19 protein-coding genes are annotated in these 20,229 nt (G+C 59.8%); 5 read left to right on the top strand and 14 right to left on the bottom strand.

Annotation, left to right across the window (positions count from 1 at the left end):
• Window positions 1–54: 54 nt before the first annotated feature.
• Window positions 55–549 (top strand): GNAT family N-acetyltransferase, encoded by a 495-nt coding sequence (locus AD665_RS05380; protein ID WP_024780182.1) that lies wholly within the window; start codon window positions 55–57, stop codon window positions 547–549.
• Window positions 550–621: 72 nt separating this feature from the next.
• Here the strand turns inward: AD665_RS05380 and AD665_RS05385 are convergent, their stop codons facing one another.
• Window positions 622–2,361, bottom strand: coding sequence for a phosphoethanolamine transferase CptA (locus AD665_RS05385; RefSeq protein WP_024780183.1), 1,740 nt, complete (start codon window positions 2,359–2,361; stop codon window positions 622–624).
• Window positions 2,362–2,666: 305 nt separating this feature from the next.
• Entirely contained in the window at window positions 2,667–2,840 is a 174-nt protein-coding gene (locus tag AD665_RS27565; RefSeq protein ID WP_162843604.1) for a DUF6026 family protein, read from the bottom strand.
• Between the two features lie 315 nt (window positions 2,841–3,155).
• On the opposite strand from AD665_RS27565, the gene gnd reads away from it, so the two are divergent.
• From gnd to AD665_RS05400, 3 genes are read left to right on the top strand one after another with little or no spacing between them, the layout of a single operon-like run.
• Window positions 3,156–4,160: a phosphogluconate dehydrogenase (NAD(+)-dependent, decarboxylating) gene (gnd, locus tag AD665_RS05390; protein WP_268934872.1), complete on the top strand. Its 1,005-nt coding sequence runs from the start codon at window positions 3,156–3,158 to the stop codon at window positions 4,158–4,160.
• Window positions 4,157–5,677, top strand: a complete 1,521-nt coding sequence (zwf, locus tag AD665_RS05395) for a glucose-6-phosphate dehydrogenase (protein WP_053191276.1) — start codon at window positions 4,157–4,159, stop codon at window positions 5,675–5,677. Before gnd ends, zwf begins: the two co-directional genes overlap by 4 nt.
• Window positions 5,674–6,495 (top strand): Cof-type HAD-IIB family hydrolase, encoded by an 822-nt coding sequence (locus tag AD665_RS05400; protein WP_024780186.1) that lies wholly within the window; start codon window positions 5,674–5,676, stop codon window positions 6,493–6,495. The genes zwf and AD665_RS05400 overlap by 4 nt, the downstream gene beginning before the upstream one ends.
• Window positions 6,496–6,564: 69 nt before the next feature.
• Here AD665_RS05400 and nhaB read toward each other — a convergent pair whose 3' ends face one another.
• From nhaB to AD665_RS05415, 3 genes are all read right to left on the bottom strand, one after another.
• The gene (gene nhaB, locus AD665_RS05405; RefSeq protein WP_024780187.1) at window positions 6,565–8,067 is read right to left on the bottom strand and encodes a sodium/proton antiporter NhaB; all 1,503 of its coding nucleotides are present in this window, start codon (window positions 8,065–8,067) and stop codon (window positions 6,565–6,567) included.
• Window positions 8,068–8,169: 102 nt separating this feature from the next.
• Window positions 8,170–9,459 carry a hypothetical protein gene (locus AD665_RS05410; protein ID WP_053191279.1) on the bottom strand — a complete coding sequence of 430 codons (1,290 nt, stop codon included), beginning with the start codon at window positions 9,457–9,459 and terminating at the stop codon, window positions 8,170–8,172.
• Window positions 9,460–9,658: 199 nt separating this feature from the next.
• Window positions 9,659–9,925, bottom strand: coding sequence for a hypothetical protein (locus AD665_RS05415; RefSeq protein WP_024780189.1), 267 nt, complete (start codon window positions 9,923–9,925; stop codon window positions 9,659–9,661).
• Window positions 9,926–10,265: 340 nt separating this feature from the next.
• Between AD665_RS05415 and AD665_RS05420 the strand changes: the two genes are divergently transcribed.
• Window positions 10,266–11,591: a sigma-54 dependent transcriptional regulator gene (locus tag AD665_RS05420; protein ID WP_024780190.1), complete on the top strand. Its 1,326-nt coding sequence runs from the start codon at window positions 10,266–10,268 to the stop codon at window positions 11,589–11,591.
• A gap of 130 nt (window positions 11,592–11,721) precedes the next feature.
• Here AD665_RS05420 and AD665_RS05425 read toward each other — a convergent pair whose 3' ends face one another.
• The 9 genes from AD665_RS05425 to AD665_RS05465 form a co-directional block, all read right to left on the bottom strand.
• On the bottom strand, window positions 11,722–13,005 hold the full coding sequence (locus AD665_RS05425) for a transporter (protein WP_024780191.1): 1,284 nt from the start codon (window positions 13,003–13,005) through the stop codon (window positions 11,722–11,724).
• Between the two features lie 187 nt (window positions 13,006–13,192).
• The gene (locus AD665_RS05430) at window positions 13,193–13,939 is read right to left on the bottom strand and encodes a hypothetical protein (RefSeq protein WP_053191281.1); all 747 of its coding nucleotides are present in this window, start codon (window positions 13,937–13,939) and stop codon (window positions 13,193–13,195) included.
• 60 nt (window positions 13,940–13,999) lie between these two features.
• Window positions 14,000–14,680 (bottom strand): C39 family peptidase, encoded by a 681-nt coding sequence (locus AD665_RS05435; protein WP_024780193.1) that lies wholly within the window; start codon window positions 14,678–14,680, stop codon window positions 14,000–14,002.
• A 66-nt stretch (window positions 14,681–14,746) separates the two neighbouring features.
• Entirely contained in the window at window positions 14,747–15,745 is a 999-nt protein-coding gene (locus tag AD665_RS05440) for a hypothetical protein (protein WP_024780194.1), read from the bottom strand.
• A 65-nt stretch (window positions 15,746–15,810) separates the two neighbouring features.
• Complete coding sequence (locus AD665_RS05445; RefSeq protein WP_024780195.1) at window positions 15,811–16,389, bottom strand: hypothetical protein; 579 nt, start codon at window positions 16,387–16,389, stop codon at window positions 15,811–15,813.
• 1 nt (window position 16,390) lies between these two features.
• Entirely contained in the window at window positions 16,391–16,837 is a 447-nt protein-coding gene (locus tag AD665_RS05450) for a hypothetical protein (protein ID WP_024780196.1), read from the bottom strand.
• A gap of 346 nt (window positions 16,838–17,183) precedes the next feature.
• The gene (locus tag AD665_RS05455) at window positions 17,184–17,708 is read right to left on the bottom strand and encodes an AAA family ATPase (RefSeq protein WP_024780197.1); all 525 of its coding nucleotides are present in this window, start codon (window positions 17,706–17,708) and stop codon (window positions 17,184–17,186) included.
• Complete coding sequence (pnuC, locus tag AD665_RS05460; protein ID WP_024780198.1) at window positions 17,705–18,268, bottom strand: nicotinamide riboside transporter PnuC; 564 nt, start codon at window positions 18,266–18,268, stop codon at window positions 17,705–17,707. The genes AD665_RS05455 and pnuC overlap by 4 nt, the downstream gene beginning before the upstream one ends.
• A gap of 223 nt (window positions 18,269–18,491) precedes the next feature.
• The gene (locus AD665_RS05465; protein ID WP_053191283.1) at window positions 18,492–20,126 is read right to left on the bottom strand and encodes a methyl-accepting chemotaxis protein; all 1,635 of its coding nucleotides are present in this window, start codon (window positions 20,124–20,126) and stop codon (window positions 18,492–18,494) included.
• Window positions 20,127–20,229 lie beyond the last annotated feature (103 nt).

Genomic DNA, 20,229 nt, shown 5'->3' on the forward strand with positions numbered 1-20,229 from the left:
ACGGTTCCATCCGTCGGTACTATCCGCCGTACCCGCGAAGAGAGATGCAAGATCATGGAAGAAGCCAAGGACGTTCTCGTACTGCAAGCCAGCTACACCAATCCGGTTCACGCGGAAGCGATCTGTCACGTGCTCAATGGCTATGCGGAGGACCCCATGGGCGGCGGCCAGTCGCTGTCTGCAGAAGTCCTGCTGCATCTGCCGGGAGAACTGGCCAAGCGTCCCCATGCGTTCAGCGTGCTGGCTTTCGTCAACGGTGAGCCGGCGGGGCTGGTCAATTGTTTTGAAGGTTTTTCGACCTTTGCCTGCCGTCCGCTGGTGAATATTCATGATGTCGCCGTCATGAAGGCGTTTCGCGGCCTGGGCCTGAGCCAGAAGATGCTGCAGAAAGTCGAAGACATCGCGCGCCAGCGCGGTTGCTGCAAGATCACCCTGGAGGTGCTTGAAGGCAATGCCGTGGCCCAGGCCAGCTATTCGAAGTTCGGCTTCGCCGCCGGCATGTTCGACCCGGCCCACGGCCGCATGCTGTTCTGGACCAAGCCCCTATAGCAATGTCCATTGCACCGGATCCCCTGTGGGAGCGAGCAAGCCCGCTCCCACACTCGGTGCTGCGCGGTTACTTTACTGCTGCACCAGCTTGGCCGTCGGCGCCTTGGGCTGCATCAGGCTGAAGTCGATCAGCGCCTTGTGCTGGCGTTGATACGGATCGCCGATCAACAGTGGTCGGGCCTGGAAGTCGGTGCTGACCAGGCTCTTGCTGCGGTCCAGCTCATCAAAACTCAAGCCCGCCAGGTCTGCCCAGGTATGGATCAGCTGAGAGCTGCTGTAAGGCCGTGACAGGTCCCCGGCAAAGTTCCAGTCATGGGTTTCGCGCCACTGGGGTGAGGCCCAGGCCATGAAAGGAATGGTGTACATCGGCGCAGTGGGCTTGCCTTCATTGCGGCCAAGGGTGGCGTGATCCGCTGAGTCGAATACATCTTCACCGTGGTCCGACAGGTACAACAGAAAACCGTTGGGATTGCTCTTGGCGTAGTCCTTGATCAGGCTGGAGACGACGAAGTCGTTGTACAGCACCGCATTGTCGTAACTGTTGTAGGTGGGAACCTGATCGTCGCGCAGGCCCGCCGGAGCGCCCTGACGGTCGGTGAATTTGTTGAAGGTCGGTGGGTACCGGTACTGGTAGCTCATATGAGTACCGAGCAGATGTACCACGATCAGCTTGCGCGGAGCAGTATCGGCCAGCGCCTTGTTGAATGGAGCAATTACGTCGCCATCGTACTGCGCAGCATTCTGATTGCGGTTGTTGTTCAGGTACACCTGCTCATCGGCCTGCTGGGAGAACGTCGTGAGCATGGTGTTGCGCTTGGTCATGGTCTGCTGGTTGGTGATCCAGAAGGTCTTGTAGCCCGCCTGCTTCATCATGCTGACCAGCGAAGGCGTCGTCAGGTACAGGTCCGGATGTTGCTCATCGGCGAATGTCAGCACCTGTTGCAGCGCTTCGATGGTGTACGGACGTGGCGTAATCACATTGTCGAAGAGCGCCAGTTGGTCCTTGAGTTTGTCCAGCTCCGGCGTGGTTTCTCTCGGGTAGCCATACAGGCTCATGCGCTGACGGTTGGTGGACTCGCCGATCACCAGCACCAGGGTCGCCGGTTGGTTGGCCATGGTGTCCTTGAGATTACGCAGTGGCTCGATCTTGCTGGCGCTGTGCAACATGCCTTGCATGTTTGCCAACTGCTCGCTGTAACGACGGTACGCCACCAGCATCTGCCAAGGTACGGCCGGCTCGATGCGGTCTTCGAGTTTCTCCAGGCCGCCGGCCAGGGTGCCGACGCGCTGGGTTTGCTTGACAAGCGGGTAACCGATGACGGCACCCAGGATCACAATTGCCGCTACCAGGGCCTGGCCACGGGGCAGGTACACCGGACGCAGGCGCGTCCAGAGGAAATACGCCACGGCGGTATGAGCGAGGAACGCCGGTACCATCCACCAGGCAAAATACTGTGTCATGTATTCGCCGGCTTCAGCCACGTTCGATTCGAACATGATGAAGATGACGCTTTGGGAGAATTCCTGCTGATAGATGAAAAAATAACCCAGGCTGGCCATGGAGCAGGCCCATAGCACTACACCGATCAGCGCAGCGAGCAGGCGGGTCCGGGCAGGAAAAAGCAGCATGGGCGCGAGCCACACCGCACTCATGATGAATGCCTGGCGAAACCCGGAGAAGCCGGAAGTATCGCTCAACAGGATAAGCAGTTGAGTAATACCCGAGAAATACCAGAAGAACAGGAACAGCCAGCCGAACCCGGCCCAATCGAAACCTTTCGCAGTCGTTTTGCTGCGTTTGAACAGACTCATCAAGCGCTCCAGCCTTTTTTATCTACACCGACGAAGCTGTTGGCACCGGATGGCAACCCCAGGCATGCGCCGAGCACCCTAAAGGCGGGGAGTATCCTGGGAGCGTTGTGAAAACTTTGTGAGTTTCCGGTTATGGATTGGTGGTTCAGACGCGAATGCACGTGAGGTGAAGGGAATTATCCCTGCCGGGTGCAAGAATATCGTCGCAGGAGCTGCCGAGCGGAGCGAGGCTGCGATCTTTCCATCGACACTTGAGTCTCGAGCGAGATCAAGAGCAAAAGATCGCAGGCTTCGCCAAGGGGCAGTTATCGAGCCAGGGCCTGGCCCTGGTGGGAGAGTTGGGCGTGCTGCAGCTGCATGCGCAGCTGGGTCACTTCATCGAGCAGCAGATCGCGTTCTTCCTTGAGAAGGCGCAATTCGTCGCGACGAATGGTCACGTAAAGGGTTTGGGGAGGACGTGCGGTAACGACTGGGTCCATTGCTCACCTCGCAAATGGCTACATCAACTATAGAGATGTCGCCAGCTTTTTGGTCGACACCTCTACTATCGGCGCCGATTCTGATTTCTTTTGCTCGTGAATGGAACTTTTTTATTTTTCATGGTCGCCGTGCCTTCGACCGGGATTGAAGCGTTATCCCCCTTGTGATCGCACGAATTAACCGGAAACTATGCAGCAAGGCTCTGGACTAACCTCCACTAGTCGCAGCCAAACCGTTTCGAAGCGAGTGGCCTGTACGGTTAAGTCGAGTATACGAATTAGCCACACAAGCCACTAAACCTTTGACTTACCTTTATTTGTAGTAGGGAGCATCAGCACATGCAACTCGGGATTATTGGACTGGGCCGCATGGGCGGCAATATTGCGCGGCGCCTGATGCTCAATGGGCACGCCACGGTGGTCTATGACCGCAACGTCGCGTTCGTCGAAAACCTGGCCCAGGAAGGCGCCACGGGCGTGGCGGACCTGCCGGCGCTGGTGGCTGGTCTGGAAAAGCCACGGGCGGTCTGGGTCATGCTGCCGGCCGGCGCGCCAACTGAAGACACCATCAACGCCCTCAGCGAGCTGCTGGAGCCAGGCGATGTGATCATCGATGGCGGTAACACGTATTACAAGGATGATATCCGTCGCGCCCAGGCGCTGTCGGAAAAAGGCTTGAGCTACATGGATGTGGGCACTTCCGGCGGCGTCTGGGGCCTGGAACGTGGTTATTGCATGATGATCGGTGGCGACGCCGAGGTGGTAAAGCGCCTGGATCCGCTGTTCGACAGCCTGGCGCCGGGCATTGGCGATATACCCCGCACCCGTGACCGCAAGTCCGACGACGATCGCGCCGAGCGTGGCTATATCCATGCTGGCCCGGCAGGTTCCGGGCATTTCGTGAAGATGATCCATAACGGCATCGAGTACGGCATGATGCAGGCATTCGCCGAAGGCTTCGATATCCTCAAGACCAAGTCCAGCGAAAGCCTGCCGCCGGAGCAACGTTTCGATCTCAACCTGGCCGATATCGCCGAAGTCTGGCGGCGCGGCAGCGTGGTTTCTTCCTGGTTGCTGGACCTGACCGCCGATGCCCTGGCAAGCGATCCGAAACTGGACGGCTTTTCCGGTGAAGTGGCCGACAGCGGCGAAGGGCGCTGGACCATCGAGGCGGCCATCGAGCAAGCGGTGCCGGTACCAGTGTTGTCCAGCTCGCTGTTCGCCCGCTTCCGTTCCCGTCAGCAGAGCACCTACGGTGATAAAATGCTGTCCGCCATGCGTTTCGGCTTCGGCGGCCATGTGGAGACGCCGAAAAAATGACCTCGATCGGCAGGAAGTCCAAGGCAGAACCCGCACCACCGACCACCTTGTTCCTGTTCGGTGCCCATGGTGACCTGGTCAAGCGCCTGCTGATGCCAGCGCTCTACCACCTCAGCCGTGACGGGTTGCTGGGAGATGGACTGCAGATCATCGGCGTTGATCACAACGCCATCAGCGACGTGGACTTCGCCAGGAAACTCGAGGACTTCATCCGTCACGAAGCGGCGCGCAAGGGCGGCGATGCCAGCCGTGCGCTCGACCCGCTGCTGTGGGCCCGCTTGGCCAAGGGTATCAGTTACGTGCAGGGTGACTTCCTCGACGACAGCACCTATGCAGCACTGGCGGCGAAGATCGCTGCCAGTGGTACCGGCAATGCGGTGTTCTACCTGGCGACCGCGCCGCGTTTTTTCAGTGAAGTGGTCCGCCGCCTTGGTGCGGTCGGGTTGCTTGAGGAGCAGGCTGATGCTTTTCGGCGGGTGGTGATCGAAAAGCCGTTCGGCTCGGATCTGCACACCGCCGAAGCTCTCAATGCCTGCTTGCTCAAGGTCATGAGCGAGAAGCAGATCTATCGGATCGACCATTACCTGGGCAAGGAAACCGTACAGAACATCCTGGTCAGCCGTTTCTCCAACAGCTTGTTCGAGGCTTTCTGGAACAATCATTACATCGACCACGTGCAAATCACCGCCGCCGAAACCGTGGGGGTGGAAACCCGTGGCAGTTTTTACGAGCACACCGGTGCCCTGCGGGACATGGTGCCCAACCATCTGTTCCAGTTACTGGCGATGGTGGCCATGGAACCGCCGGCTGCTTTCGGTGCCGACGCCGTACGGGGGGAGAAGGCCAAGGTGGTCGGGGCCATCCGGCCCTGGTCGGTGGAGCAGGCTCGCGCCAATTCGGTACGTGGGCAGTACACCGGCGGTGCAATCGATGGCAAGCCGGTGGACGGTTACCGCCAGGAAGCCAACGTGGCGGTCGACAGCGGCACCGAAACCTACGTTGCGCTGAAGGTCATGATCGACAACTGGCGTTGGGTGGGGGTGCCGTTTTATCTGCGTACCGGCAAACGCATGAGCGTTCGGGACACGGAAATCATCATTTGTTTCAAGCCGGCGCCGTACGCACAGTTTCGCGACACCGAAGTCGAGGAGTTGCAACCGACCTACCTGAAGATACAGATCCAGCCCAACGAAGGCATGTGGTTCGATCTGCTGGCCAAGCGGCCGGGGCCGGCCCTCGACATGGCGAATATAGAGTTGGGCTTCGCCTACAAGGATTTCTTCGAAATGCAGCCATCCACGGGTTACGAAACCCTGATCTACGATTGCCTCACCGGCGATCAGACGTTGTTCCAGCGCGCCGACAACATCGAGAATGGCTGGCGTGCCGTGCAGCCGTTTCTCGATGCCTGGCAACAGGACGCGACCGTCCAGCCCTACAAGGCCGGAGAAGACGGCCCGGCGGCCGCAGACGACTTGCTGACGCGCGATGGTCGCGCCTGGCATGACCTCGGATGAGTGATCAAGTGAAACGCCCCATCCGTTTTCTGCTCAGCGACATGGACGGCACGCTGCTCCTGCCCGACCACAGTCTCAACCCGCGCACGATTGAAGCCGTTCGTTCCCTGCGCGAGGCGGGCGTGTTGTTCAGTCTCGCTACCGGCCGACCACCTCGGGCAATGCTGCAGCAGATCGAAGCCCTGGGTGTCGACTTGCCCACGGCGGCGTTCAACGGCGGCACCCTGGTGCATCCGGACGGCAGTTTCCTTGCCGTGCACTACCTGCCACCCGAGGTAGCGTTGACGACCCTGGCGCTGTACGCCGACCAGCCCGGCATCGAGGTCTGGGTGTTTGCAGATGACCATTGGCTGGTGCTTGACGCCAACGGGCCGATGGTGCCGGTGGAAACCCGTGGCCTGGGTTATCCGCCTCTCGAAGTCGAGAGTTTCGAGCCCTACCTGGAACGCATCGACAAGATCGTCGCCACCAGCGCCAACACCGGCCTTCTGGTTGAACTGGAGGCCCGTCTGCATCCGCTGCTCAAGGGGCAGGCCCAGGTGTCTCGTTCGCAACCGATCTACCTGGACGTTACGGCGATACAAGCCAACAAGGGGGAGGCGCTGTCGACCCTGGCGGCATTCATGGGCGTACCGCTGGAGCAGACGGCGGCCATGGGGGACGGCGGCAATGACCCGGCGATGTTCCATCGCGCGGGCCTGTCGATTGCCATGGGGCAGGCAGAGGAGGCGATCAGGCGCCAGGCCGATGTGATCACCGCAGCCGTTACCGAGGATGGCGCGGCGCTGGCGATCGAGCGCTACATCCTGCCCCGATAACCCCGCAGACCTTTGTGGGAGCGAGCAAGCCCGCTCCCACAGGTTCTGCGCAGGCCTCTGGTTATTCCATTACAGCCAATACGTCACCGCAAACCACCCCAAGCCACCCATTACCACGGTATAGGGCAAGGCCATCCACACCATCCGACCGTAGGACAGGCGAATCAGCGGTGCAATGGCCGAGGTCAGCAGGAACAGGAAGGCGGCCTGACCGTTAGGCGTGGCAACGCTGGGCAGGTTGGTGCCGGTATTGATCGCCACCGCCAGGGTCTCGAACTGTTCGCGGCTCATGTGGCCGGAGATGAAGGCCTGTTTCACTTCGGTGATGTAGATGGTTGCCACGAACACGTTGTCGCTGATGGCCGACAGCAGGCCGTTGGCGATAAACAGCATGCCGGGCTGCTGATCGGCGGGCAGGGCCAGTACCCATTGGATCAGTGGCGTGAACAACTGCTGATCGTGAATCACCGCCACCACCGCAAAGAACACCACCAGCAGCGAGGTGAACGGCATCGCGTCCTTGAACGCGTTGCCCAGTCGGTGCTCATCGGTGATGCCGGTGAACGCGGTGATCAGTACGATGACCGCCAGGCCGATCAGGCCGACCTCGGCGACATGCAGGGCCAGGGCCACGATCAGGATCAGTGCGGCGATACCCTGGACAACCAGGGCTGCGCGTTGGCGTGAGTTGCGCTCGCGGTTGTCCTGCTCCGCGTAGTCGGCCAGTACGGCGCGAACGTTATCCGGCAGCAGCGTGCCGTAACCGAACCAGCGCAGCTTTTCCAGTGCCATGCAAGTCACCAGCCCGGCCACCAGTACCGGCAGCGAGACGGGAGCGACTTCCAGGAAGAATTCCACGAAGTGCCAGTCCATTTCATGACCGATCAGCAGGTTCTGCGGCTCGCCCACCAAGGTGCATACCCCACCCAGCGCGGTACCGACGACGCCATGCATCAACAGGCTGCGCAAAAATGCCCGGAACTGATTCAGATCCTGATGGTGCAATGAAGCCAGGGCGTGGTCTTCATCGACGCTGGCGTCCTGGCGGGGGTCATTCCCCGAAGCCACGCGGTGATAAACCGAGTAGAAACCCACCGCGGCGCTGATGATCACCGCCGTGACGGTCAATGCATCGAGAAAGGCCGACAGAAACGCAGCGAGGAAGCAGAACAGCAGGGCCAGCAGTGTCTTGGAGCGGACGCCCAATAGAAGGCGGGAGAACAGGAAGAGCAGCAGATCCTTCATGAAGTAGATCCCGGCCACCATGAACATCAGCAGCAGGATCACCGGGAAATTGTGCACTAACTCATCGTACAGCGCCTTGGGAGTGGTCATGCCCATTGCCAGGGCCTCGATCATCAACAGCCCGCCGGGCATCAATGGATAGCACTTGAGGGCCATGGCAAGAGTGAAGATGAACTCCACGACCAGCATCCAGCCCGCCACAACCGGGCCGAGGGTCCAGAGTACCAGGGCATTGATGATCAGGAAGGTGACGATGCACGCCTTGTACCAGCGCGGTGAGTGCCCAAGGAAGTTGTGGGCGAAAGCCTGAGTCATGGAACCGGACATCGGCTGCTCCTTTTATTTAGAAGCGCGCAAATTGCCGTAAGCAATGCGGAATATCAAGCGTAGGAATTCATACCGCTTTAATCGCGGTCGATATTTGCCAAGTCAGGCCCAATACCGAGCCACCATGGCACGGTGGGTACCGAAGAGGGAATGGCCTCCCACAAGGATTTTTCCGTTGACCTGTACCGCAAGAGAAGTGGCGGTGTCCAGGCTGTAGCCGAGTCGCGTGCGAACCCAGCCTTTGCCCTGGCCGAAGGTCGGGTCGAGGCTGGCGTCCGGCAGATGCCTGGCCAGTACGAAGTCGGTCTCGATACCACCGATGGTGGTTCCGGCAGTCACCAGTTTGCCATCGGATTGAACCTGGGCGGCGGTCCACTGACTGGCGTTGCGTCCGATCTCCAGGAGCCTGTACTGCCCCTGGTTGCAGTGATGATCCGGCTTGCCGTCCTGATGCACCTTCAGGGACAGGCAATGCATAGGGTCGCGACTGCCGCCGAACGCCTGCAGATCACCGTTCTGATGTTGAACGATCTGATTGATCATCACGCTGCGCTCTTTGGCCGAGACGGACAGGAAGCCGTTCTCGCCGAAACTATCATCGAGTCTGCCGCTTGGATCATAACGGACCATCAAGCCTTGCTGAGGCAGATCGATGGCGCCACCCACCACGATGTTGCCGTCGGCCTGGACAGTGAGACAGCTCAGCCAGGTGTTTTTCAGCAGGCGCCGGACCATGACAAAACCACCTCGGTTGAATGAAGTGTCCAGTGCGCCGTCCGGCAGCAGTCGGATCAGGATGCCGACATGGTCGGACCGTTGATAATGATGGTTGGCCAGTAAGAGAATCCGGCCATCGGTTTGCACGCGCATGTCGCTGGCTTCGAGGCCCTGCATGCCTGGTGGCAGCCAGGGGTCGCGCAGACCTTGGGAGAGATTGCCTTCAATCCGGATCACTTGTTGTCCGGCGTTGCCGAAACCAGAAACAGGACGGCCTTGTTGATCGAACAGAGCCAGGGCGGGGAGGGTGCGGTCAGCGTTTTCATAATGCAGGCCGGATAACAGAATCTTTCCGTCGGGCAATTCAGTCACTTTGCCTGCTGTTGCTTCGAAGCCGTGCTCGAAAGAACCGACTACACAGCCACCGATTCCAAAGCCCTGATCGGTCGAGCCATCGTGGTTGAGCCGTGCGAGCCCGAACCGGCTGCCAAGCGAAGTCTCGATCCTGGCTGCCACCAGAATTTTTCCGAGACGGTCAAGGGTCAGCCCGGTGGTCAGGCTGGAGGTGCTGCCGGAGAAATGAACCATTGCCTTGCCATTGTTGGCAAAGTCGGCATCCAGCTGGCCGGCGTGTACCACTGCCGCTGGAAGCTCAGGCGCGAATTGATTGAGCATGCATGCCTCTCCTTGCGCGTCGACCGGCCCGGAGGGGCGATGACTGCATGAGGGCAACATTCAATCCCTGAATGTGGCAGCGCACAACTGCCAGACCTCGAACAAACAGCTGCGGATCGTGCCAGAGCAATGACTTTTCGACTCAGTACCAAGCCTGCTATCAATACAGGCTCGGACTGTATACGAAAAAAGAGGATGTTTATTCAGGCATGGACCAGGACTGCAACTTGTAGCCTTCCTGGCTCAGTTCGGCTCGGGCCTGTTTCAACAGATTCGCCAGTTGGACTGGATCGGTATAGGCACTGCTTGGAATCTGAGTGCGGCCAATATGAGTATTGGTGCGGTCGACGACGGTCAGGCTCAATTCGCCGTTGCCATCTTGAGGGGCCCAGGCCACGCACTGGAAAGGTTTAAATGCGCGGTCGGCAATCAAAAGAGCTTCGTTGATACGGAGCGGGGCGTTCATGGCGTTCTCTCATAAAAGTGCCCAATCAGATGATCTGCCGTCGGTTGGGCGGACCGTGCGGCGGGTTACTTGTACTGATGTTCCGGACCGTGGTTCAGGTCACACAATTCTTGAATAAATTTCGATTTTCTTTCAGACCCGGCAAAGAGGCTTTTGTTTGAAAGCATCGTGAAAGATTTTCGGCCGGGCAACTAACGATACGCTGGCTTATAACCACTTTCAGATGATTCCAATAATCAATTGATACAAGGGTGTGTCAACTTCTTGCTACTGTTACATGCAGGTTCGCCAAACGACTGTTTCTAATCATATTTCCTATTTTTGGCGCCAAGGATCAGTCATGGTCGAAGCCAGTACGTCACGTCGTCTGCTCGTGGTTGATCCCTGCGATGATTGCCATCGTCTGTTGCCGGGGTTACGCACCATTGGTTGGGCGGTAGAGAGTTGCTCTCTGGAACATGCCGGCGATCGAACGTGCGACGTAGGCCTTTTGAGGTTGCAGCCTTTTCATCTGGAACGCCCGGAAGCGGTCAAGGAATTGATCAGCCGTAGCGGTACCGAGTGGATCGCGGTGCTCAACCAGGAAGTGCTGCGTCTGAAGAATGTGGGTGATTTTGTCTGCGAATGGTTTTTTGACTTCCATACGCTGCCCTTCGATGTATCACGGGTCCAGGTGACACTGGGTCGGGCGTTTGGCATGGCGCGTCTGCGTGGGCAGGGCTCGGTTCATGTCCAACTGCCCGAACATGAACTGCTAGGCGACAGTCGGCCAATTCGCGAGTTGCGCAAGTTGCTGAGTAAATTGGCGCCCACCGAGTCGCCGGTTTTGATCCGTGGCGAGAGCGGTACCGGCAAGGAGTTGGTGGCGCACACGCTGCATTCACAGTCCCTGCGTCGCAATAAGCCGTTCATTGCCATCAACTGTGGCGCCATTCCCGAACATCTGATCCAGTCCGAATTGTTCGGCCACGAGAAAGGAGCGTTCACTGGCGCTCACCAGCGCAAGATCGGACGCATCGAAGCGGCCCACGGCGGGACTCTGTTTCTGGATGAGATTGGTGATCTGCCGCTGGAGCTGCAGGCCAATCTGCTGCGTTTCCTGCAGGAAAAACATATCGAGCGGGTCGGTGGCAGCCAGCCGATTGCAGTCGATGTCCGGGTACTGGCGGCCACTCATGTGGATCTGGAGGCGGCCATCGAGCAGCGGCTGTTTCGCGAAGATCTGTACTATCGCCTGAACGTGTTGCAAGTGGTGATGGCGCCTCTGCGTGAACGCCACGGCGACTTGTCGATGCTCGCCAGTCACTTTTCCCATCTCTACAGCCAGGAAACCGGCCGCCGGCCCCGCAGCTTCAGCGAGGATGCGCTGGTGGCGATGGGCATGCACGACTGGCCGGGCAATGTCCGGGAACTGGCCAATCGTGTCCGACGCGGCCTGGTGCTGGCCGAGGGACGGCAGATCGAAGCCCGCGATCTTGGCCTGGCCAGTCCCCATGGGATCGCGGCACCGATGGGCACCCTTGAAGACTACAAGACCCGCGCCGAGCGCCAGGCACTGAGCGATGTACTCAACCGCCACAGTGATAACCTGAGCGTCGCGGCCCGGGTGCTGGGTGTGTCCCGGCCAACGTTCTATCGTCTGCTGCACAAGCATCAGATTCGCTGAATCATCCTGAAGCAAGGTTGCAACCTGTGGGAGCGAGCCTGCTCGCGATGACGGTAGCGCAGGCACCTCTTTCGTGACAGATCCACCGCTATCGCGAGCAGGCTCGCTCCCACAAGGTGCCCGTCCTGGGCTAGAAGTAATACGGAAACTTGAGGCTGAAGCTGAAGTCCGGCGCATCGTCGGTCAATCCGATGGACAGGTTGGGCACGATGGTCAGGTTGTCGGAGGCGGCGACGGTCATGCCGATGTTGAAGTAGCCGGCATTGGCATCACTGGAGACCACTGACTCCCAATCCCCGCCGTCCTGCTTGAGTTTGCTTTTCTTCTGGATCAGGTCTGAGACCGAGAACGACATGCTCATTTTTTCGTTCAATGCGAAGGCCAGGCCTGCGCCGATCTGGAAGCTGTCGCCGATCCGCACCTTGCCCGGCACCTTCTGGTTGACGGTGGAGCTGATGTCGTCGAACGACTCTTCGAAGTTATGGGTGTAGGCCAGCGTGCCGAACAGCACGGCCGGGTCGAAGGTCTTGACCAGGGAAAGCCCGGGAGTGATCGACCACACGCCATTGCCGGTGGGCAGATCCTCAGGTACGAACAGGTTGGTGTTGTTCGGGGACTGGCGCAGCTTGATCCCGAATGGATCCTTGCCGGTAGGGGCTTTGACGCGCAGGGTCACCACCGCGTCGGGGGTGTTGATCGATTCGTCCATGAACTTGTAGGCAACGCCGAAATTGACATCGCCAATGGTGGGGTCGCGGGTGACGGTTTCTTCGCTGGTAACACCGGCCGCCCCGTTATTGGCCCCGCCGGACTGGTACGTGGATTCCCGGTAGACCACCGGCACATTGAGGTCGAACTGCCAGCGATTGTCGAAGTTGTAGCGGCCGGTGAGGTCCAGCGTCCAGGTGTCGGCCTTGATCCGGTCCAGGTTGATGTTGCCCAGGAAAATCGAATCCAGGGCCAGGAAACCATTGAGGATCAGTTGCCGGGTGTCGTAGCGCGAATAGGTCACGCCGGTCTCGAAGCTGAATTTGCCGCCGCCAAAGAAGCCGCTGGCCTCGTCATAGAGGTTGGAGACGCTCTGGGCCGGCTGCGAGTCGTCCGCCAGGGACTGCCCGTAGCCGCTGCCTCCAGCCGTTGCCGCGCCCCCGCCGGCCACGTTCTGGTTACCCTTCATGTCGGCCGGGGATTTGACCAGGCGCTTGGGCGGTGGGGCGGCAGGCTGGTCTTCCACCTGGCGAACCCGTTGTTCGAGTACCGCCAGGGCTTTCTGCTGGACCTCGTATCGTTGCTTGAGCTCGAGCAGCTCCTGCTTCAATGCCTCGATGTCCGCATCCGGTGCCGCTTGCAGCAGGGTTGCCGGGAACAAGGTGCTCAGACACATTACAGCGCGCAACGATACGGATCGATACATGAAAATGCCGTCCCTATTTGCTCAGTGGTCGAAAAGCAGCTTAGGCTCTGTACGAAAAGCCTTGGTACTCGTTCATGCTGCGTTGAAAACAGCCTCGGAATGCTCATGTACTCCAGTACACTGCGCTTGCTCGGCTGTTTTCGTCTTGCCTGACCTTCGTCTCAAAACTTTTCGTACAGAGCCTAGTTCAATACCCGAGGTTGCGCAGGCCGCGCAGCTGCGTCAGGTTGCAGTCCAGCGCCCCGGCACTGGGGCCGTTGTTGTTGAGTACTACATTGAGCTGGGTCATGTTGTTGACCAGGTTGCTGTTGCCCAGCAGGCGGGTATTTTGCAAAAGGCCACCCTGGGCGACTTGCTGCAGGGCGCTGCCCTGGTTGTGACTGGCCTGGATCGCCATCCGTATACCGCTGCCGGTAGCGGTTACGGCGACGCTTCCGGCGGCGTTGCTGCCGCTGATGGTCTGGCCGCTAGTCAGTAACTGCCCTTGGGAAGGAACGAGGGCGGGGGGCTGGTGGCTTTCCTTCACGTTGATGCTGACATTGTTGTAGGCGGTATTGCCGTCGCCGGCAGCGCGTACGCTCTGGGTCACGCCCTGGCTCGTCCCAAGACCTGCACCACCGGTAATGTTGCCGCTGCCCTGTTCCGGAGCGCTGCCGTTGCCGGTCTGCTTGATGGTGGAAACGTAAAACTCGGGTTTGACGGTGGAGGCCTGGATCTGCATGGAGCTGCTCGCGCCGATCAGGTCACCGCTGGCGTTGCGCCAGGTACTGCTCATGACGATGCCGAAGCTGATGACCCGCCCGGGCATGACATAACGACCACGCAGCTCGGCGAGCTCCTGGTCCTTGATTTCGATGGGTTTGAATCCGGCATGGGCATAGCCCGACGCGGTCGCGACCAAACAGGCCAGCGACAGCCAGTGTGACGTTTTCATGTCCCGCTCCCGGAGCATCCTGCTCCTTGTGTACTTAATCGTTGGCAGTAGGTCGGCGACTTAAAAAAAGTCGCTCTGGATGAAACCGAAATCCATCAGTTCCGCATCCTTGACCGGGTTGAACCCGTCCAGCTTGTTACGTGCCGTCAACGGCTGCGGAGGACTGCGTAGTGCGTTGGTCTTGTCGTAGCCTGGACCGACGATGGCGAAGACGATGCCGTTCCAGCCTTTGACGAAATCGTCGTGGGCGTAGCGCTTGTGCCCCAGTACCGGGTCGCCGATGTAGACCCATTGCTTGTCGGCCCGCTGCAATACCACGAAGTGCTTGTAGCCACGTATTTCCATCAGGACCACCACCGGAATCGTCACGGCTTCGAGCTTTTCTGGCGGTATCCGATAGCCTCGGGCGCGCATGCCGATGCTTTCCACGTAGCGCTTCATGTCCAGCATGGAAAAGCCCTGGGTACGTACGAGGTTCTGGTCGGCATTGACCAGCATGCCCTTGATGACATGCTCTTCATCGACATCAAGCCAATAGGCCTGGCGCAGTACCGTGGCCAGCGCGGCGGCACCGCAGCTGAAATCGGTTTTCTGCTCGACGATGTCGCTGAACTTGCGCTCGCGCACGCTTTGTACCGGCTTGTAGACCAGCATGCCGCCGGGCAGGGCAGCGACCGGCATTTGCGCAGCTTCGGTGACACAAGCCATGCAAAGCAGCAGGGAAAGAGCAGTCGCACGCATGATCGATACGCCTTGTGGAAACCCAGGAAAAGAAGCCCCGTTGCCGGGGCCCCATTTCATGCGCAGTTACATGCAGGCCTTGCAGCCAGCAGCGATGGACAGCGAGTTGCTCTGTTGGTTGCCCACGCCCGCCGACACGTTGGCGCCGCCGTTGCCGGAGAAGCCGTTCATGGAGTTGTTCATGGTGGCGTTGTTGATCACTGGGTTTTTCCAGCCATCGCGGGTCAGCACTTGCTGGGTGTTGCTGCCGGCCAGTTCGAAAGTGCCCACGGCGGAGAACTTGAACTTGTCGTCATCATGACCGCCGCCATAGCCACCTTTGTTGTCCCAGCCGCCATGGTTGTCGTCTTCGGCGGTGCCGGTGCCTTTGGCCTTGAATGTGCCGGAGGCTTCATAGGTGCTGGTGAGGGTGTCGGTCTTGTAGGTCTTCACGCCCTTGTTGTCCACCACCAGGCCGGTGGAGGTCTGGTCGGCTGCGGCCGAGGCTTGTGCAACACGGCCACCTGATACGGCGATGGCCAGGTTGTTTTTCTGTTGGTTGAAATTGCCGGCTGTCACGTTGATGCCGATGTTGCCGGAGCCGTTGTTGCCCGCGTTGGTGAGCGAGGCGTTGTTTTGAGTCGAGTTGTTTTTGACGTAGTTGTTGTTATTGACTTGGGTGGCACTGGACATGGACACGGCCGAACCGAAGATGAAGCTTTCGTCTGCAGTCGCCAGGGCGGCCGCGTTGTCTTGCTGGTTACCGTCGCCGGCCGCGACGTTGGCGCCCATGTTACCGTTGCTGCCATTGAGTGAGTCCTTGGCTTCAGCGGTGTTTTTGGTGGCCTGGTTGGTCACCACGTTGCCGTCGCTGTTCTGCTCATCCAGCACCGTAGCCCCAGCACCGGCGCTGATGGAGAGCAGTTGATCCAGCGTCGGGCCTTGGGGGTCATGGCTGCCATGGTTGCCATTGCCATGACCATGCCCGTTGCCGTGATTGTTATCGTTTCCACCGGCCTGTGCGGCCATTGCCATCACAGCGGCGAGAGCGAAAACCAATGGTTTAAGTGCCATTGTTGGTTTCATGGTGTTTCTCCTTGCGTGTCGTTGGTTAAGTGTGTCGGTACTTTCTTATGGGTTTACTGCCCGGGTCAGTCTGCAACCCGGATGCTCAGGGTGTTGGCCATACGGTTCCCCACCCCGGCACTCTGGTTCACCTGGATTACCCCTCGGCTGCCGGTGAAGGCCTGGTCGCCGGTGACGACCTGGCGGCTGCCGGTTGGGGTGCCAGTTGCTCCTGAGTTCGGTAACAACGCCACGTTCTGTTGAGAAAGCGCGCTGTCGTCAATGCTCTGCGGCTGGGCGCTGATGCCCACCCGCATGACATTGGCCATCTGATTGTTGGCCCCGGCGGACTGGTTGACGCCCAGCACACCGTTGCCGTTGCTGAAAGAGCTGCCGCCGATGCGGGCGGTCGCGTTCATGGAGGAATCGGCAGGGGTGTCCAACCGCTGGTGCACATGGGTGCTGGCCTGGGCTCCGGTGCCGATGGCGATGGCCCGAGCGTTGGTTTGCTGGGTTCGGTCGCCCGCCGCCTGGTTGATGTTGAAGTTGCCGGTATAACGGCTGCCGGAATCCTGCAGGTTGGCGCTACTGACCACCGCCACACCTGGATCGGCGAATACCGTGGATGAGCCGAGCAGGGCGAGCAGGAACAGGGTCGCTCTCATGTCAGCGACCTCCAGCCAGACGACCCAGCGGCGCCAGGCCGGAACTCAGCGAGCGGTTGATGGTGCCTGAGATCGCACCTCCGCTGCCGCCACCGTGGCCGGCGTTCATGCCGGGCATGCCGTTGGGGTTGGTCACGACATTCAGGCCTTGCACGCTGGTATTTGTATTGAGGGTGTTGCGGATCGACGAGCCGCTGGCGACGCTGGCAAATTCGCCGTCGCTCAATTCGGTGCTGATGGTCGCCTGGCTGATTCGATCGGAAGGGTTGGCGTTGACGGTGGTCGGGTAGGGGTCCTTACCACCGTTGCGACCGATATGGACGGGCTGTACGTCCCGGTTGAGGACGATGACGCCGTTGCCTTCGGCCTGTACTGGCAGGCTGAGCAGCGCGCTGGCGGCGCAGCCGATCAACAACAGGACGGTCAAACTTTTATCGAAAGTCCCCACGGCATCGGTTCCTTCTTCGGTGGGCTGGCCTTGGTCCAGCGTTGCGAGGGGAGAAGAGCAGATGTCGTGCCGGGTTTGTAAAAGTCTTTCGATTCAATGGGTTGGCTAGCTGTGCGCAATGAGCGTTGCGCGACCTGTTTCATGAATGAGACAAGGCTCATGAGGGTCAATAGGCCATCTGCGGCCAGTGGCTCTGGATCCAGGCTTTTGAGGGGGTGTTTCAGTTGCGTGACAGTCAGGATGACAAACCAGTGAAACAGCTTTGGATCCGGGTTTGACAAGACGGGGATGTTTCAAGAGTGCAACAGGATGGCGCTATACCATCACCTGTCCCGGTGGGATCTGTTCAGGCCTGGAGCAGTTGGGCTACGGCTGCGAACACCTGGCTTTGGCGCTGCGCCCAGTTGCCTTCGATCACTTGGAAGGGTTGCTGGCGCCGGGTCAGCCAATCCTCTATGGCGGTGAAAAACTGCAGGCGTTGCGCCAGCTCAGGCTGGCAGCGCAGGCCGTCGCCGGTCCATTCGACCTGCTCGGGGCTCAACAGCAGATGCAGGTCGTAATGGCGCCTCAGCAAGCTTGGTTCCAGCCAGTCCGGGCATTCGCCGAACAGGGTCCGGCTCCAGAGGATATTGCTCAGCAGATGGGTGTCGAGGATCAGCAGTGCCGGTTGTCGGGCACGGGCTGCGTCTTCCCAGGCCAGTTGTCCGAGAGCGATATCGGTGATGTCGTCCAGGCAGGTGTCGCGGGGGTACTGTTCCATGAAGTGGCGGACGTATTCATCCACCCGCAAGCCGCCGAAGTGTTCCTGCAATTGCGACGCCAGCCAGCTCTTGCCGGCAGATTCGGGGCCGGTGAGCACCACCACTTTCATGCGCGCAGGGCCGGGTCGGCGCGCCATTCCCGCCAGCCCTGCACGGCGAGCAGGGTGAACAGGGCGTAGAGCGCGGCGGTCAGGTACAGCCCCTTGTAGATGAACAGGCCAACAAAGATCACATCCAGGGCGATCCACAAAGGCCAGCATTGCACGCGCTTCTGCGCCATCCACCACTGGGCCACGAGGCTGAAGCCGGTAAGCGCCGCGTCGAGCCAGGGTTGGGCGGCATCAGTCCAGTGCGCCATGGCGGCGCCCAGCACCAGGCTGCCCGCTGCTCCGGCAGCCAGCCCAAGCAGCACTGACGGCCCGCCCAGACGTGTGACCTGGCGTCCGTCATGATGCTGCCCGGCGCGGGTCCATTGCCACCAGCCATACAATTGCAGCGCGGCGTAGATCACTTGCAACAGCATGTCCGAGTACAACTTCACGTCGTAGAAAATCCAGCTGTACAGCAACACCATGACCAGGCCGATCGGCCAACACCAGGGGTTCTGCTTGACGGTCAACCAGACAGCGATCACGCCGAGGGCTGCGGCAAACAGTTCAAGCCCGGACATGGCGGCTCCTTGAGGGAATGGAAAAGGGGGGCGATTGTAAACGTTATGGTGGGGGCAGCTCCAACATCAATGTTGGATGTGCCGGTGCTCTCGCGAGCAGGCTCGCCCACAGGGGGGCCAGGTTGATTGCAGTATCTGTGGTCGCCAGCAGGACCTGTGGGAGCAAGCCTGCTCGCGATAGCGGTGGTTCAGCTTGCATCCAGGCTGGATGCAAGCTTTGCTTTTACACCCGGAATTGTTTGAGCAGGCCGTTCAGCTGTTCGCTCAGTGCTTTGAGGCGGGTGCTTGCCAGGCTCGACTGCTCTGCCGCCAGGGCCGTGCTGTGGGAGAGTCCGGCGGCCTGGGTGACATTCTGGTTGATGTCCTCTACCACGTGGGCCTGTTGCAGGGTAGCGCTGGCGATGGAGGCGTTGAGACTGTTGAGATTACGCAGGGCCTGGCCGATGGCGTTGAGACTGGCGCCCGCCAGGCCTGCCTGTTCGATGGTCAGTTGCGAGGCGCGGCTGCTGTCGCTGATGACCTTTACCGCGGCTTCGGAGTGGGTTTGCAGGCGTTCGATCATGCCCTGGATTTCGGCGGTGGACTTCTGTGTGCGCTGCGCCAGCAACCTCACCTCATCGGCCACCACCGCAAAGCCCCGGCCCTGTTCCCCGGCGCGAGCGGCTTCGATCGCCGCGTTGAGGGCCAACAGGTTGGTCTGCTCGGCGATGGAGCGGATCACCTCCAGGACGCTGCCGATCTGGGTACTTTCGCTGGCCAGGGTACGGATCACTTCCACCGCCTGGTCGATGGTCTGGGAAAGACGGTCGATTTGCTGCAGGCTGCCGTCAATGTTGACCTGGCCCTGCTGGGCCTGGGATTCAGCGTCGCGCATCTCACTGGCGGCGTGTTCGGCGTTCTTGGCCACGTCCTGCACACCATAGGTCACTTCGTTGATCGCAGTGGCCACCAGCTCCATCTGCTGCGATTGCTGCTGGCTGCGTTCCTGGGCCTGGGCGGCGTCGCTACCCAGTTCATTGGACGATTGTCCCAGTGCGCTGGCCGAATCCTGCAACTGGCTTACCACATGGCGCAGCTTGCTGGTAAACGCGTTGAAGTGTCGCGCCAGTTGAGTGACCTCATCCTGGCCGTGGGTGTCGAGGGTGCGGGTCAGGTCGCTTTCACCGCTGGCAATGTTGGCCATGGCGTTCACCGTTTCCTGCAGGGGCCCCACGATGCTGCGCACGATCAGGGTCAACAGCAGGCTCATGATCACTACAATCGACAGGCCAATCAGCGAAGCCTTGATCAGTTGGGCCTGGAACTCGGCTTGCACGTCATCTACGTACACGCCTGAACCGATGATCCAGCCCCAGGGCTCGAACAGTTGGACGTAGGAGGTTTTCGCCACCGGTGCCTCGGCACCCGGCTTCGGCCACAGGTAGTTCACCATCCCGGCGCCCTTGGCCTTGGCGATGTTGACCATCTCGTTGAACAGCGCGAAACCGTTCGGGTCGCGGATCGCCGAGAGGTTCTTCCCTTCGAGCTTCGGGTTGGCGGGGTGCATGACCATGACGGGGGTCAGGTCATTGATCCAGAAATAATCAGTCTCGTTATAGCGCAGGCCCCGCACAGCGCTGAGGGCCTGTTTCTGGGCGGCTTCGCGGGTCAGGGTGCCAGCGGTTTCCAGGCCATGGTAATAGCTCAGCACGCCGCTGGCGGTCTGGACCACATGTTGGGTTTTCTGCACCTTGGCCTGATAGAGGTCACCGTGGATCTGCTTCAGCATCAAGGCGCCCAACGTAAATACCATCAAGATGGCCACGACGAGGATGAGCCACAAGCGTCGGCTGATCGACACATTGCGCAAACTATTCATACGCTGTCACTCCAGTTTCTTGTTCTTGTCATCCACGGCCGGTGGATTGCCCCCTGGGCCATAACGCGGCGGCGTTATGAGGGCTTGTCTGATAGGATTTCGG

The organism is Pseudomonas corrugata, assembly GCF_001269905.1.
Classification (GTDB): domain Bacteria; phylum Pseudomonadota; class Gammaproteobacteria; order Pseudomonadales; family Pseudomonadaceae; genus Aquipseudomonas; species Aquipseudomonas corrugata.

Coding starts and splice junctions, on each gene's coding strand:
- AD665_RS05445 (WP_024780195.1), bottom strand. CDS start 16,389: ATGAGAGCGACCCTGTTCCTGCTCGCCCTGCTCGGCTCATCCACGGTA.
- AD665_RS05435 (WP_024780193.1), bottom strand. CDS start 14,680: ATGCGTGCGACTGCTCTTTCCCTGCTGCTTTGCATGGCTTGTGTCACC.
- nhaB (WP_024780187.1), bottom strand. CDS start 8,067: ATGTCCGGTTCCATGACTCAGGCTTTCGCCCACAACTTCCTTGGGCAC.
- AD665_RS05385 (WP_024780183.1), bottom strand. CDS start 2,361: ATGAGTCTGTTCAAACGCAGCAAAACGACTGCGAAAGGTTTCGATTGG.
- AD665_RS05425 (WP_024780191.1), bottom strand. CDS start 13,005: ATGTATCGATCCGTATCGTTGCGCGCTGTAATGTGTCTGAGCACCTTG.
- AD665_RS05455 (WP_024780197.1), bottom strand. CDS start 17,708: ATGAAAGTGGTGGTGCTCACCGGCCCCGAATCTGCCGGCAAGAGCTGG.
- AD665_RS05420 (WP_024780190.1), top strand. CDS start 10,266: ATGGTCGAAGCCAGTACGTCACGTCGTCTGCTCGTGGTTGATCCCTGC.
- AD665_RS05415 (WP_024780189.1), bottom strand. CDS start 9,925: ATGAACGCCCCGCTCCGTATCAACGAAGCTCTTTTGATTGCCGACCGC.
- AD665_RS05465 (WP_053191283.1), bottom strand. CDS start 20,126: ATGAATAGTTTGCGCAATGTGTCGATCAGCCGACGCTTGTGGCTCATC.
- zwf (WP_053191276.1), top strand. CDS start 4,157: ATGACCTCGATCGGCAGGAAGTCCAAGGCAGAACCCGCACCACCGACC.
- pnuC (WP_024780198.1), bottom strand. CDS start 18,268: ATGTCCGGGCTTGAACTGTTTGCCGCAGCCCTCGGCGTGATCGCTGTC.
- AD665_RS05410 (WP_053191279.1), bottom strand. CDS start 9,459: ATGCTCAATCAATTCGCGCCTGAGCTTCCAGCGGCAGTGGTACACGCC.
- AD665_RS27565 (WP_162843604.1), bottom strand. CDS start 2,840: ATGGACCCAGTCGTTACCGCACGTCCTCCCCAAACCCTTTACGTGACC.
- AD665_RS05440 (WP_024780194.1), bottom strand. CDS start 15,745: ATGAAACCAACAATGGCACTTAAACCATTGGTTTTCGCTCTCGCCGCT.
- AD665_RS05380 (WP_024780182.1), top strand. CDS start 55: ATGGAAGAAGCCAAGGACGTTCTCGTACTGCAAGCCAGCTACACCAAT.
- AD665_RS05400 (WP_024780186.1), top strand. CDS start 5,674: ATGAGTGATCAAGTGAAACGCCCCATCCGTTTTCTGCTCAGCGACATG.
- AD665_RS05430 (WP_053191281.1), bottom strand. CDS start 13,939: ATGAAAACGTCACACTGGCTGTCGCTGGCCTGTTTGGTCGCGACCGCG.